This window comes from Bosea vaviloviae (assembly GCF_001741865.1).
In the GTDB taxonomy this organism is placed as follows: Bacteria; Pseudomonadota; Alphaproteobacteria; order Rhizobiales; family Beijerinckiaceae; genus Allobosea; species Allobosea vaviloviae.
The window spans coordinates 6,300,347-6,312,875 of record NZ_CP017147.1 but is presented as its reverse complement, the minus strand read 5'-3'; the positions used below and the strand labels follow the sequence as shown (position 1 = coordinate 6,312,875).

The window sequence follows — 12,529 nt, the reverse complement described above, 5'->3', positions numbered from 1 at the left end:
CTATCCAAACCCTTTATGCCTTCAGACCTTAACCGACGCCCAGACCTTAGCTGACGCCAAGGGCCATGTCGTCCCGGTGGATCATCTCGGCGCGGCCGGGGTAACCCAGGACGGCCTCGATGTCGCGCGAGGCCTTGCCGAGCACCAGCGCGGCCTCGTTTGCATCATAAGCGACGAGTCCGCGTCCCAGCACCGCGCCTTGCGGATCGCGGATCAGCACGGCGTCGCCGCGCGCGAAATCGCCCTCGATCCGGCTGACGCCGACCGGCAGCAGGCTCGCCCCGCCACGCAGGGCTCGTGCCGCGCCCTCGTCGACATGGAGCGCGCCGCGTGGCTCGAGCGAGCCGGCGATCCAGGTTTTCCGCGCGGTCGCGGGCGTGGAGGCGGTCAGGAACCAGGTGCAGCGCGCGCCATCGGCGATGGCACTGAGCGGGTTCTTCCCCCGCCCGTCGGCAATCAGCATATGCGTGCCGCCGGCGGCCGCGATCTTGCCGGCCTCGATCTTGGTGCGCATGCCGCCGCGCGAGAGTTCGGAAGCAGCGCCACCCGCCATGGCGTCGATCTGCGGCGTGATGCGCTCGACCAGCGGGATATGGCGCGCGCCGGGATCGCTGAGGGGCGGGGCGGTATAGAGACCGTCGATATCGGAGAACAGCACCAGCAGGTCGGCGCCGGCCATGGTCGCGACGCGGGCGGCGAGCCGGTCATTGTCGCCATAGCGGATCTCGGCGGTGGCGACGGTGTCGTTCTCGTTGATCACGGGGATCGCGCGCAGATCGAGCAGGCGACCCAGCGTTGCGCGTGCGTTGAGATAGCGCCGGCGCTCCTCGGTGTCGGCGAGCGTCAGCAGGATCTGGCCGGCAGTGAGGCCGTGATGGCCGAGCGCCTCGGCCCAGGTCCGGGCGAGGGCGATCTGGCCGACGGCCGCCGCCGCCTGGCTTTCCTCCAGCCGCAATGGCCCCGAGGGCAGGCCGAGCACGGTCCGCCCGAGCGCGATCGCGCCCGATGAGACGACGAGCACATCGGCGCCGCGCTGGTGCAGATCGGCGAGGTCCTCAGCGAGCGCGGCGAGCCAGGCCTGGCGCAAACGGCCGCGCGCCCGGTCGACGAGCAGGCTGGAGCCGACCTTGACGACGATGCGGCGGAACTGGTTCAGTGACGGCGTCTTCACGGCTGTGACCGGTTTGAACTTTCAGGACTTGTTGAACTTTCAAGACTTGCGGCTCTGGCTGTTGGCGAAAACGGCGCGCTTGTAAAGCGCCGCCGATGGCTGCGCGGCCATGCCTATAGCGGTTTCATCCGCTGTTGCATTGACAATGGCGATTCAAGCGCCCATATGAGGCCTGTCGATATTTAGGCCGAACGACGTGGCCCCGCGCATGAGAGTGCGCCTGCTGACGACCTTCACCGCTCAAAAAATCGAAAATTTGCGCGTGAGCGATCACGCGCTCCCACATACTTAGCGAAAGGTTTCGTTATGGCCGCTGGCACAGTTAAATGGTTCAATTCCACCAAGGGTTTCGGCTTCATTCAGCCGGATGATGGCGGGCAGGACGTGTTCGTCCACATCAGCGCCGTCGAGCGCGCTGGCATGCGCGATCTCCGGGAAGGTCAGAAGATCTCCTACGAGATGGTGCAGGACAAGCGCTCGGGCAAGATGTCTGCCGACCAGCTCCGCGCTGAGTGAGCCGCTAAGCCGCATCTGTCGGCATCGGAATTTGGGTTCGGCGACCACGGATGTACTGGCGCCTGAACCTTCCGGTCCAACGACGATGCGGTTCGATGAGGGGTCGGGGTTCATAGCCCGGCCCTTTTTCCGTCACTATAAACGCAGGAGACAGGCATGCAGGTTCTCGTCCGCGACAATAATGTCGACCAGGCCCTCCGGGTCCTGAAGAAGAAGATGCAGCGCGAAGGCGTCTTCCGCGAAATGAAGCGCCGTTCGGCTTATGAGAAGCCGTCCGAGAAGCGCGTTCGCGAAAAGGCCGACGCCATCCGCCGCGCCCGCAAGGTTGCGCGCAAGCAGATGCAGCGCGAAGGCTTGATCGCCGCGCCGAAGCCCAAGCCGAAGCCGGTCCGCGCTGGAGGCGCAGCGCCTGCGCGTTGATTTGGATACCAATTCGGCGCGATCTGGATTATTGCCCCCTCGCGGGGCACAGATCGCGCCCGTGACAACACGAGAGAAGGCTAGCCTTGAAGAACCCGAACGACCGCAGCTTCACTGATCGCAAGGCCAATTCCGCGGCCGCCAAGCAGGCGCTCCTTGAGCGTTTCAAGGCGAGGCCGGGTCCGGATGACCCGATCATGCAGCAGCGCCGCGCGGAGCGCCAGGCCATTGCCGATGCGCGCGCGGTTCGCGATGCAGAGAAGGCCGCTGCCCGGGCTGAAGCCGAGCGCCTGGCCGTTATCGAGGCCGCCCGCCTCGCCGAGGAAGAGCGCCTGGCCGAGATCGCTCGCGAAGCCGCCCGCAAGGCCGAGCAGGCCCGCCGCGATGCCGAGCGTCCGCGCAAGGTGCTGCTGGAAGCCGTGCAGTACGCCCAGCTCCGCGCCGCCGGCAAGGGCCGCCGCTGATATCACACGATTGCCAGGGCGATCCGGTCCGCTTGGATCGCTCGGTTGCCCTGGATTCTTACTTTTAGCGCATTATCTTTAAGGCGAAGCGGCGCGAGCTGCCTCGCTTGACGATGCTCTAGAGCAGTTTCAGATCCAAATGGATCGTTCAACCGCTCTAGTTCTTTGTATTAAAGCGTTTTCTTCACGCGAACCCGTATCCACTTCGCTCGAAAACGCTCTAGCTGACGGGGTTCTCGCTCGCGGCCGATCGGCGGCAGGAGGCTCGGCAGTCGACGATTCCGGCCTTGGCCCCTACGCCTCGGCCGGCGTGACACGCCTCCTCTCAGAGAGACGGGTCGTTTCGGGCCGCACGGTCCAAAACGCGAATTCGCCTCTCGGCTCAAGCGCAGCATCGGAGCGAGCCGCCATGGCGACGCGAGGACTCTCCGCCGACGAAATCAAGCGGCGGGCGCAAATGGCCTTCGACAAGGCCGACGCACGTAAACAGGAAGCATCGCGCGCGATGGAGGCCGAACAGGCCGAACGCGACGCCGTGATGCAGAAGACGGCCCGTCTTCGTGCGCAGCGCCTCGCCAAGGAAGCGGTGGAAGCCGAGACCGCGGCGATCGTCGCGGCTGAGCAGGCACAGGCCAAGGCCGAGCAGATCGAAGCCAAGGCCGCGGCGAAAGCCGCCAAGACCAAGGCGAGCACCGACAAGATCGCCAAGGCGGCGGAAAAGCTCGCCAAGGCTGCCGAAAAGGCGAAGAAGGCCGCCGCGCGCGTCTAGAGCAGTTTCCGATCCAGTTGGATCGTTCAATTGCTCTAGCTCCTTGTTTTGACGCGTTTTCTTCACGCGAACCGGTATCCACTTCGCTCGAAAACGCTCTGAGCTGTCTGCTTGTCCGAGATCGGACACGATCATTTCCTGGTTCAAGAAAAGCCTGCCCGGCCCCGAGCCCGGCGGGCTTTTCTATTGGGTGTTCGTGAGCATGCCGCCGCCGCCGCGTGCGCTTATCGGGCCGAAGCTCCGTTCAGGGCCACGGCCGCACGGATGAGCGCCTTGAAGGCGTCTTGATCGATGTCATCGCCCTCATGGAGATCGATGGCGCGTCTGGTGTTGCCTTCGAGGCTGGCGTTGAACAGGGCAGACGGATCCTCGAGCGAGGCGCCCTTGGCGAAGGTCAGCTTGACGACGCTCTTATAGGTCTCGCCGGTGCAGATGATTCCGGCGTGAGACCACACCGGCACACCCCGCCATTTCCACTCCTCGACTACTTCGGGGTCCGCCTGCCTGATGAGCGCACGGATATGGGAGAGCGTCTTGCCTCTCCAGTCGCTCAGTTCCGCGATTCTCGCATCGATCAATCGCGCTGGGGATTCGCTCGAAGGGGATTCGCCCGTGGTCGTTGCGCTCTTCTTCATATCGTCACTCCTCCTTGGCTGGCCGCGGCCCCTACACTGGCGACGGCGTCGCAAGACATTCTGCCAGCGCCTCCGTCAGACGGTCGAGTTCCGGCTTCGACCCGATAGTGATCCGGATGAAACCGGATACGCGCGGATCGGAGAAATGCCTGACGAGCACAGCGCGCTCGCGCAGTGCCGCTGAGAGGGCCTGACCGGTATGGCAGGGGTGGCGGGCGAAGACGAAGTTGGCGCTGGAGGGCAGCACATCGAAGCCAAGCCGGATCAGAGAGGCGGTCAGGCTCTCCCGATTGGCGATGATGGCCGATCGCGTCTCCTCGAAATAGGCTTCGTCCTGGATGGCGGCGATGGCGCCAGCCTGGGCCGGTCGCCCGAGCGGGTAGGAGTTGAAGCTGTCCTTCACCCGCGTCAGGGCTTCGATCAGCGCCTGATCGCCAATCGCGTAACCGACGCGAAGGCCGGCGAGCGCGCGCGATTTCGACAAGGTCTGGACCACCAGCAGATTGGGATGGTCGCGGATCAGGGGAATGGCGCTGTCCGCGCCGAAATCGACATAGGCCTCGTCGATCACCACAGGCGCATCGACCCGCGCGCTCACGAGCCGTTCGATCTCCGCCCGCGGCAGCGCGATCCCGGTCGGCGCGTTCGGGTTGGGAATGATGATGGCGCCGCCCCGGTCGAGATAATCGGCGATGCGGACGCGCATCGCGCCGTCGAGCGGGACCGTCTCATGCGCGATGCCGAACAGCCGGCAGTAGACGGGATAGAAGCTGTAGGTGATGTCGGGAAACAGCAGGGGCTCGGGCTGCTTCAGCAGCGCCGCGAAGGTGTGGGCGAGCACCTCGTCTGAGCCGTTTCCGACAAAAACCTGTTCGGGCGCGACGCCGTGATGCTCGGCCAGCACCTCCCGCAGGCGCGTGGATTGTGGGTCCGGATAGAGGCGCAGCGTGTCGGCGGCGGCGGACCGAATGGCTTCGAGCACCATTGGAGATGGCCCAAATGGGCTTTCATTGGTGTTCAGCTTCACCAGCCCTGGAATCCGGGGCTGTTCGCCCGGCACATAGGGCGACAGACCCCGGGCAAGTTCCGACCAATAGCGGCTCATGCAAGCCTCTCCTGCTGCCATGTCCATCGCGTGATGAGGGTTCGGATTCCTGCGGTCAAGTTCGCGACCTTCTGGCCGCCGCGATCAGGGCGCGCGCCATGTGGAGGAGGATCGCCGTCGCGTCGTCGTCGGCCAGAATCTGGGAGCTGACAAAGGCTCCGTTGATGACCACCGCCAGCTGGGCGGCGAGCTCGTCGGGCCGGTCGACCTGCAGTCGCTCGGCGATGCCGCGCAGACGGCGACGCAGTTCCTGCTTGTGCGTTCGGGCGACGATCCGAGCCGGGTGATCCTCGTCAGGAAACTCTGCGGCGACGTTGAGCTGGGGACAGCCGCGATAATTGGGGCGGCCGACCCGCTCTCCGATCCAGCCCATATGCGCCGCGAGCTCGGCTTCGCCGTCCTGTCCATGGGGCGCCGCCACGCGATCCCAGCACGCCCAGAAATCCTCGTCCTCCCGCTGCAGAAACGCGGCGATAAGGTCGTCCTTCGTTCGAAAGTGACGATAGAGGCTCGTCTTCGCGATGCCTGCCGCCTCGACGACCAGATCGACGCCGACAGCACGCACACCCCGACGGTAGAAAAGGTCGGAGGCGATCGCGAGGATTCGCTCGCGCATGCCGACCTGGCCGGTTTCCGCGTTGGGCCGGCCGCCCTCCTGCTCAGTCTTCATGTGTCGTCCTCCTGGCATCGGCAGAGATAGCAGCTTCGCGCTTGACGCGCTACAGACCTGTCTGTAGCTAAAAGGAACAGACAGGTCTGTAGCGCGGAGGAAAACATGACTGAGCAGCTTTTGAGAGCAGAGAGCGTCCGGCCGGCGGTTGCGGTCTACGGGGCCTCCGGACATACCGGCCGCTTCGTGGTCCGGGAGCTGTCGCGACGTGGCTTCACGGCCATCGCTATAGGGCGCGACGCAGCCAAGCTGGCGGCGGCCGGCTTCCCCGCGGGGGTCAGACAGGTCGTCGCCAGCCTCGAGGATCCCGCCTCGCTGGCCCGCGCCCTTGATGGGGCCGCCGCGGTCATCAACTGCGCTGGACCGTTCCTCGACACGGCCGAGCCCCTGGTCTCGGCGGCATTGCAGGCGCGCATCCATTATCTCGACGTGACGGCGGAGCAAGGCAGCGCCCAAGCGACCTTTGCGCGCTACGCCTCGGCCGCCGAAGCGGCCGGTGTCGTCGTCATCCCCGCCATGGGCTTCTATGGCGGCCTGAGCGACCTCCTGGCGACCGCCGCCATGGGCGACTGGTCCCGCGCCGACGAGGCGCGCATCGGGATCGCTCTGGACAGTTGGGAGCCGACCGAGGGGACGCGCGTCACAGGGCGGCGCAACACGGCCCGTCGCCTGACGCTTTCCGGTGGGACGCTGCAGCCGCTGGCCGATCTGGCGCCGAATGCCGTCTGGACGTTTGCGGAACCTTTTGGCGCACAGGAGATGGTCGAATTGCCCTTCACCGAGGCGGTCCTGATCGGGCGCCATCTGCAGCTGTCCGAACTCCACACCTATCTGAACACGGCGCCGCTGCGCGATCTTCGAGACGCTGCCACCCCTGCGCCGGTCGCGGCCGACGCGTCGGGACGCTCGGCGCAAACCTTCCTCGTGGAGGTCGAAATCCGCCGGGGAAGCACGCTGCGCCGGGCGGCGGCCCGCGGGCGGGACATCTATGCGATCACGGCGCCTCTGGTCGTCGAAGCCGCTGAGCGAATCCTGAGCACCGAGACGGCACAGGGCGGTGTCTTCGCGCCGGGCGCGCTGTTCGACGCCGCGAACTTCCTGGTGGCGCTCGCCCCCGATCTCGTCTTGTCCTGATCAGGGGCTGCGCGGCTGGATCATCGCAGCGGCGACCATGCAGGCACTTCGCCAGCCGTTTCGCTGCGCCGGTCGCGTCGAAGAGGCTGCGGATACGGGCTGCCATCGAGCGGGATGACGGCATCGGCAAACGAGGTTTCCGTGCCGAGAATCCCGCAGGGGTACTGCGAAGTTCGGCCAGCGGTGCTCAGGCGCGCCAGGACTGCGAGGCCGCGCTGACATCCTCCGCGAGGTAGGCCTGCAGATAAGTCGACAGGTCACGATAGCGGGACTGGCCATTGGCGTCGTAAACCCAGAGTTCCGGCTCGTCCTCGAACTCGATCCAGAGCAGGTAGATCCTCTCATAGCTGTACTCACTGCCGGCAAAGAGGGAGAGCCGTTCTGGCCGGAACAGGCTGGAGGCTTCATTCGGCCAGCCCTCCGCCGCTGCGATCTGCGACTGCTTTATCCCGTAGAGGAGAGCGTCGGCGGCCGTATCGGCTTCCGACCAAAGGCTCTCCATGTCTGCTGTCGAGAGCCAGTCTCCGTGGCTGGCGACCGTCCAGCGGCCGCATCGCTCGAAGCGCTCCTTCAGCATGGGGCTGACGGACCGATAGACGCCGGCCTGCAGCGTTGGAACACCCTTGCTGAACGGTTCAGGCGGCAGCAGCTTCGGGCGAAACGCTTCGTCGGCAGTTTCCCGATATCGAGCCGTCGCCGCGAACGCCATTTCGATCAATGTCTTGATCACGATCCGTCTCTCGCTGAGCCAACGCCTTCTTATTGTTACCCGCTCCACCTGTCCCGCAACAAATGGAACTGGCGCAATGCGTGGGGCCGATTAATCTCGTTTCCGATTGAACCTTTCACGCGCTCGCTGCGACCAACTCTTGCGAGCCGGGATGCCAGGCCTTGAGGGCGATGCATACGGAATCGGACGACGACCTCGTCAAGCGGATCGCCTCGGGCGACCGGCTCGCAATGCAGGTGCTGTTCTCGCGGCACCAAATTCGGGTCTACCGTTTCGTGCTGCGGCTCGTCCGCGACGAGACGATGGCGGAGGATGTGATCAGTGACGTCTTCATGGATCTCTGGCGACAGGCCGATCGTTTCGAGGCGCGTGCCTCGGTCGCGACCTGGCTGCTCGCGATTGCCCGCAACAAGGCCTATTCGCTGCTGCGCAAGCGGCGCGAGGCCGGGCTCGACGACGACTTCGCCGAAAGCATCGAGGACGAGGCCGACGACCCGGAGATCGTGCTGCAGAAGCAGGATAAGGGCCTGGCGATCCGCGCCTGCCTCGGCAAGCTCAGCCTCGAGCATCGCGAGGTCATCGACCTGGTCTATTATCACGAGACTTCGGTCGAGGAGGTTGCCCGCATCGTCGGCATCCCGGAGAACACGGTCAAGACGCGGCTTTTCCACGCCCGCAAGAAGCTGGGTGAACTGCTCAAGGCGGCAGGCATCGACCGGGGCTGGCCATGACAGACCGCGCCATCATTCCTCCATCTCGCATTCCACCATCGCGGCCGTCTGGCGCGATTTTCTGCGCTTCCGGTGCTCACGGACCGATGTCCGCTCCGCTCCGGTTCTCGAAAACCACGCCAGTCGACTCGTGCTGGCGAATGCTCGAACGATCTGTTGGGGAGGTACGCTATGACCGATAATATCGCGACCGACCCGAAGCGCGTCGAACTCGAACAGCTTTTGCCCTTCTATGCCAATGGCCGGATCTCGGCGGCCGACAAGCTGCGCGTCGAGACGGCGCTCAAGGCTGAGCCCGAACTGCGCCTGCGGCTCGACATCATCCGCGACGACATGGCCGAGACCATCCTGTTCAACGAGCAGCTCGGTGCGCCGTCACCTCGGGCACTCGATCGTTTGATGGCCGGCATCGAGGCCGAGCCGAAGCAGGCGCCGCTCTTGTCCCGCGCCAGGAGCGGCCTCCTGGGCTGGTTCGGGCAGTGGCTCGCGGCCCAGCCGCCGCGTCGGCTCGCTTATGCCAGCGCGGCAGCGCTGGCGTTGATCGCGCTCCAGGGCGTGGCGATCACCGGTCTTGCCGTACGGGGCGGTGGCGGCGGTTTCGAGACAGCCTCGGTGCCCGGCGTGCAATCCTCTGACCGCTATGTGCTCCTGAGTTTCGCTGCCGAAGCCAAGGCCGGCGACATCGCTGCTTTCTTCAAGCGCTATGACGCTTCGGTGGTCGACGGACCGCGCGCCAACGGCTTCTTCAAGGTCCGCATCGGCGATGCGAAGCTGACACCGGCACAAGTCGACGCCATCGCGGCGCGGATGAAGGCCGAGGGCGCCATCGTCAGCTTCGTCGCGCCCGCACCGTGACACCGCATCATGCGCTGCCGAAACAGCGGTTGTGCTATCGTGAAACCTGAAAGAGGGCGAAGGTGATGTCACGCTTTGTCGATCGCTTCGTCAGTATCCGCGCAGGTCTGCGCCTTCGGCATGGCGCCGCGTTGGCGCTCCTGCTCGGCCTGATCGCACCTGTCAGTGAGCTCGGCGCCCAGACCTATGGCGGGCGCGAGTTCAACTATCCGGCGACGCGGCAGGGCGTCACGCGCGCCCAGCCGGCGCTGCGCAGCCAAACCGCGATTCCAACATCCCGTGAGAGCGCCGTACCCGGCCGCACCTATCCCGGCACCGATGCCGGCCGCGCCTATCCCGGCCGAGGCGGGCGCGTCGAGACCGGGCGGCCTGGCCGCCCGCCGCGCTATCCGGGCCGAGGCGGTGGCTGGGGGCCTGCCGCGGCCGGCATCGGTGCCGGGATCATCGGCGGCATCATCCTCGACCAGGCGGCGCGGCGACCGGTCTATGATCCTTATGAGCCCGAGCCGGTTTTGCCGCGCCGGCCGAGGCGGCCGGTCATCCTCGACGGTGACGATCTCGACGAGCCGGTGCTGCGGCATCCGCGCCGGCCGGCTCCGCTGCGCGCTGCCGCGCCAGCGCGCCGGACGCCGCCCCCGGTGCAGACGGCGCGCCCCACCCCCGGGCAACCGCCCATCATCGTCCCGGCCGCGAGCGAACGCCGTTTCGTGGCCGACGAGATCCTGGTCGAGCTGGCGCCCAATGCTCAAGCCGATGCCGTCCTGCGCCGTCATCGCGCCACCTTGATGTCGAGCCGCCGCTTCGATCTGGCGGGCGTGACCATCATCCGGGCGCGTTTGAACGATGGCCGCAGCGCCCGCACGGTGCTGTCGCAGATGGCGGGCGATGCCCGCGTCGCCAGCGCGCAGCCGAATTACCTCTATACGCTCCAGCAGGATGCACTGAGGCCGGAAGCGCCCAAGGACGAGGCCGCACAAGCCGTGCCTGAAGCTGCAAGCGCTGCCGCCGAGCCTGTCGCCTCGCTGCCGAAACCTGAGGATGCGGCGCCGGTCCTGGCCGCTCCGCCCGTCATCGCATCGCCCGAATTGCCGCCGGTCGTGCCATTGGCCTCCGTCGCGCCCAAGCGCGAATTGCAGCCGCAATACGTCGCCGAGACCTTGCATTACGACGCCATCCACAAACTGGCGCGTGGCGAAAAGATCCGCGTGGCGGTGATCGATTCCGGCGCGGATCTGGCTCATCCCGAACTGCAGGGCGTGCTCGCCGGCAGTTTCGACGCGGTTGGCGGCGATACCACGCCCCATGCCCATGGCACTGCGATGGCGGGCGCCATCATGGCGCAGGCGCAGTTGCAGGGCGTCGCGCCGGCTGCGCGCCTGCTCGCGGCGCGCGCCTTTTCCGGCAACAGCGCTCCGGCCTCGGCCAACGGCACGACCTACCACATCCTCTCGGCGCTCGACTGGGCGGCGGGGGAGGGGGCGCGGGTGGTCAATCTGAGTTTTGCCGGGCCGCAGGACCGCTTGCTGTCGCGTTCGCTCGCTGGGGCCAAGACCAAGGGCATGGTCGCGGTCGCGGCCGCCGGCAATGGCGGCGCGAATGCAGCCCCGCTCTATCCCGGCGCCGATCCCAACGTCATCGCCGTCACCGCAACCGACGCCCAGGACAAGCCCTTCGCACAGGCCAATCGCGGCAGCTACATCGCGGTCGCGGCGCCGGGCGTCGATGTGCTCGCGGCCGAGCCGGAGGGGCGCTACGCCTTCTCCTCAGGCACCTCGATCGCGGCCGCCCATGTCTCGGGGCTGGTGGCGCTGCTCCTGGAAAAGCGCCCGGACCTCGATCTGGAAGGCGTGCGCAAGCTCTTGATGGAGAGCGCTATCGATCTCGGCGGCAAGGGCCGCAACCCGATCTTCGGTGCCGGCCGCGTCGATGCGCCGGCCGCCCTGGCGCGGACGCTGCCGGTCTCGGCGGCGCGGCCCTGAGGCGAGGCGGGCTCTTACATCCGCGCCGTCATCCCGGACGCAGCGAAGTGGAGATTCGGGATCCATCATAGAGCCAGGCCCTTTATAGGATTGGCCCTCCGATGGATCCCTGTGTGTTTGGTGTGTGTCATGATTGGAGCGGGCGGGAAGCCGTTGGATCCCAGGTGGTGAACACCGTGTTCCGGCTCGGCTCCCGCCCGCCTTTGCAGACCCCATCCTGAACAGTTGACCGAGGCCGCTTGCACCGGACCTCGCAGCACAGGGACAGGCACCATGACCATACACCCCTGCTTCATCGGTTGCGATATCGCCAAAAGCCATCTCGACCTGTTCGATGAGACGAGCGGGACGAGCCTTCGGATCGCCAATACGAGCGAGGCGATCGCGACCTGGCTGTCATCTCTCGACGCCCAGGCCTGCTTCATCGCCTTCGAGGCGACCGGCCCCTATGACCGCATGCTGCGCCAGGCCCTGGAGCAGGCGGGCTGCCGCTTCGCCCGGATCAACCCGGGGCGCGCCCGCGACTTCGCCCGCGCCACCGGCCGCCTGGCCAAGACCGATACGATCGACGCCGAGATGCTCGCGGCGATGGCGCGCGCCCTCGCGCTCATGCCCGACCCGGCTTGCGACCCTGCCCGCAACGCTCTGGCGCAGCTTCACAAACGCCGCGACCAGCTCGTCGAGATGCGCGCCGCCGAGCGCGTCCGCCACAGCGAAGGAAAAGATCCCTCCGGCAGTCTGGCCCGTCATCTCGCCTGGCTCGACGCCGAGATCGTCACGCTCGAGCGCCTCGTCAATGAAGCCCTGCAGGCCGACGAGACGCTGGCCAGGGCGCAAGCCCTGCTGCGCTCGGCCCCTGGCGTGGGACCCGTCACCGCCGCCACCCTCATCGCCCTGATGCCCGAGCTCGGACACGTCTCGCCAAAGGCCGTCGCCGCACTCGCCGGCCTCGCCCCCTTCAATAACGACAGCGGGCGCAGGCGCGGACAGCGCATGATCAAGGGCGGAAGGCGGCGCGTCCGCAAAGCCCTCTACATGGCAGCCCTCGCAGCCATCCGGACATCGTCGCGCTTCAAGACCTTCTACGACGCCATCCGCGCCCGAAGCGGCGCCGCCAAGGTCGCCATCATCGCCGTCGCAAGAAAGCTCCTCGTAACCCTCAACGCCATGCTCAAAACCCGCACCGCATTCCAATCATGACCACCAAACAACACAGTTGCCGGATCTGCGCGGCTTCGGCGCTTGTCCGGGATGACGGCGAGGTTGTTCGGGCGGATCGAGCCTCCGAAAAAATAATCGCCTCCCTTTGAACCTCTCAACGCCCCGCCGCGACCAATGCTCATGGAGGGC

Annotated in this window: 14 protein-coding genes; 9 read left to right on the top strand and 5 right to left on the bottom strand. The window is 66.4% G+C overall.

The genetic code is table 11. The features are described 5' to 3' along the window. Window positions 1-46 precede the first annotated feature (46 nt). Complete coding sequence (gene proB / locus BHK69_RS29295; RefSeq protein ID WP_069693191.1) at window positions 47-1,171, bottom strand: glutamate 5-kinase; 1,125 nt, start codon at window positions 1,169-1,171, stop codon at window positions 47-49. Window positions 1,172-1,477: 306 nt separating this feature from the next. Here proB and BHK69_RS29290 point away from each other — a divergent pair, with 306 nt between their 5' ends. The 4 genes from BHK69_RS29290 (at window position 1,478) to BHK69_RS29275 (ending at window position 3,340) form a co-directional block, all read left to right on the top strand. Beyond that, window positions 1,478-1,687 (top strand): cold-shock protein, encoded by a 210-nt coding sequence (locus BHK69_RS29290; protein ID WP_068179468.1) that lies wholly within the window; start codon window positions 1,478-1,480, stop codon window positions 1,685-1,687. Window positions 1,688-1,843: 156 nt separating this feature from the next. Beyond that, a complete protein-coding gene (rpsU, locus tag BHK69_RS29285; protein WP_069693190.1) occupies window positions 1,844-2,107 on the top strand; it encodes a 30S ribosomal protein S21 in 264 nt (87 codons plus the stop codon). A gap of 86 nt (window positions 2,108-2,193) precedes the next feature. Further along, window positions 2,194-2,571, top strand: coding sequence for a DUF6481 family protein (locus BHK69_RS29280; RefSeq protein WP_069693189.1), 378 nt, complete (start codon window positions 2,194-2,196; stop codon window positions 2,569-2,571). Window positions 2,572-2,980: 409 nt separating this feature from the next. Next, window positions 2,981-3,340 (top strand): hypothetical protein, encoded by a 360-nt coding sequence (locus BHK69_RS29275; RefSeq protein ID WP_069693188.1) that lies wholly within the window; start codon window positions 2,981-2,983, stop codon window positions 3,338-3,340. Window positions 3,341-3,564: 224 nt separating this feature from the next. On the opposite strand, the gene BHK69_RS29270 is transcribed toward BHK69_RS29275, so the two are convergent. From BHK69_RS29270 to BHK69_RS29260, 3 genes are read right to left on the bottom strand one after another with little or no spacing between them, the layout of a single operon-like run. Next, window positions 3,565-3,975 carry a DUF1801 domain-containing protein gene (locus BHK69_RS29270; protein ID WP_069693187.1) on the bottom strand — a complete coding sequence of 137 codons (411 nt, stop codon included), beginning with the start codon at window positions 3,973-3,975 and terminating at the stop codon, window positions 3,565-3,567. A gap of 31 nt (window positions 3,976-4,006) precedes the next feature. Continuing rightward, window positions 4,007-5,080, bottom strand: coding sequence for a histidinol-phosphate transaminase (hisC, locus tag BHK69_RS29265; RefSeq protein WP_069693186.1), 1,074 nt, complete (start codon window positions 5,078-5,080; stop codon window positions 4,007-4,009). 55 nt (window positions 5,081-5,135) lie between these two features. Continuing rightward, window positions 5,136-5,750, bottom strand: coding sequence for a TetR/AcrR family transcriptional regulator (locus BHK69_RS29260; RefSeq protein ID WP_069693185.1), 615 nt, complete (start codon window positions 5,748-5,750; stop codon window positions 5,136-5,138). A 105-nt stretch (window positions 5,751-5,855) separates the two neighbouring features. On the opposite strand from BHK69_RS29260, the gene BHK69_RS29255 reads away from it, so the two are divergent. Further along, complete coding sequence (locus tag BHK69_RS29255; RefSeq protein WP_069693184.1) at window positions 5,856-6,884, top strand: saccharopine dehydrogenase family protein; 1,029 nt, start codon at window positions 5,856-5,858, stop codon at window positions 6,882-6,884. Between the two features lie 187 nt (window positions 6,885-7,071). Here BHK69_RS29255 and BHK69_RS29250 read toward each other — a convergent pair whose 3' ends face one another. Further along, complete coding sequence (locus tag BHK69_RS29250; RefSeq protein WP_199579007.1) at window positions 7,072-7,614, bottom strand: hypothetical protein; 543 nt, start codon at window positions 7,612-7,614, stop codon at window positions 7,072-7,074. A gap of 161 nt (window positions 7,615-7,775) precedes the next feature. On the opposite strand from BHK69_RS29250, the gene BHK69_RS29245 reads away from it, so the two are divergent. From BHK69_RS29245 to BHK69_RS29230, 4 genes are all read left to right on the top strand, one after another. Beyond that, window positions 7,776-8,345: a sigma-70 family RNA polymerase sigma factor gene (locus BHK69_RS29245; protein WP_425285540.1), complete on the top strand. Its 570-nt coding sequence runs from the start codon at window positions 7,776-7,778 to the stop codon at window positions 8,343-8,345. A 171-nt stretch (window positions 8,346-8,516) separates the two neighbouring features. After that, on the top strand, window positions 8,517-9,200 hold the full coding sequence (locus BHK69_RS29240; protein WP_069693182.1) for a hypothetical protein: 684 nt from the start codon (window positions 8,517-8,519) through the stop codon (window positions 9,198-9,200). 65 nt (window positions 9,201-9,265) lie between these two features. Further along, complete coding sequence (locus BHK69_RS29235) at window positions 9,266-11,179, top strand: S8 family serine peptidase (RefSeq protein WP_069693181.1); 1,914 nt, start codon at window positions 9,266-9,268, stop codon at window positions 11,177-11,179. Between the two features lie 273 nt (window positions 11,180-11,452). After that, the gene (locus BHK69_RS29230) at window positions 11,453-12,379 is read left to right on the top strand and encodes a transposase (protein WP_069693180.1); all 927 of its coding nucleotides are present in this window, start codon (window positions 11,453-11,455) and stop codon (window positions 12,377-12,379) included. Window positions 12,380-12,529: the final 150 nt, after the last annotated feature.

What these genes read in the sequence shown, in the direction of transcription:
- BHK69_RS29290 (WP_068179468.1), top strand. Translation starts at nt 1,478, where the DNA reads ATGGCCGCTGGCACAGTTAAATGGTTCAATTCCACCAAGGGTTTCGGC.
- rpsU (WP_069693190.1), top strand. Translation starts at nt 1,844, where the DNA reads ATGCAGGTTCTCGTCCGCGACAATAATGTCGACCAGGCCCTCCGGGTC.
- BHK69_RS29275 (WP_069693188.1), top strand. Translation starts at nt 2,981, where the DNA reads ATGGCGACGCGAGGACTCTCCGCCGACGAAATCAAGCGGCGGGCGCAA.
- BHK69_RS29270 (WP_069693187.1), bottom strand. Translation starts at nt 3,975, where the DNA reads ATGAAGAAGAGCGCAACGACCACGGGCGAATCCCCTTCGAGCGAATCC.
- hisC (WP_069693186.1), bottom strand. Translation starts at nt 5,080, where the DNA reads ATGAGCCGCTATTGGTCGGAACTTGCCCGGGGTCTGTCGCCCTATGTG.
- BHK69_RS29260 (WP_069693185.1), bottom strand. Translation starts at nt 5,750, where the DNA reads ATGAAGACTGAGCAGGAGGGCGGCCGGCCCAACGCGGAAACCGGCCAG.
- BHK69_RS29255 (WP_069693184.1), top strand. Translation starts at nt 5,856, where the DNA reads ATGACTGAGCAGCTTTTGAGAGCAGAGAGCGTCCGGCCGGCGGTTGCG.
- BHK69_RS29240 (WP_069693182.1), top strand. Translation starts at nt 8,517, where the DNA reads ATGACCGATAATATCGCGACCGACCCGAAGCGCGTCGAACTCGAACAG.
- BHK69_RS29235 (WP_069693181.1), top strand. Translation starts at nt 9,266, where the DNA reads ATGTCACGCTTTGTCGATCGCTTCGTCAGTATCCGCGCAGGTCTGCGC.
- BHK69_RS29230 (WP_069693180.1), top strand. Translation starts at nt 11,453, where the DNA reads ATGACCATACACCCCTGCTTCATCGGTTGCGATATCGCCAAAAGCCAT.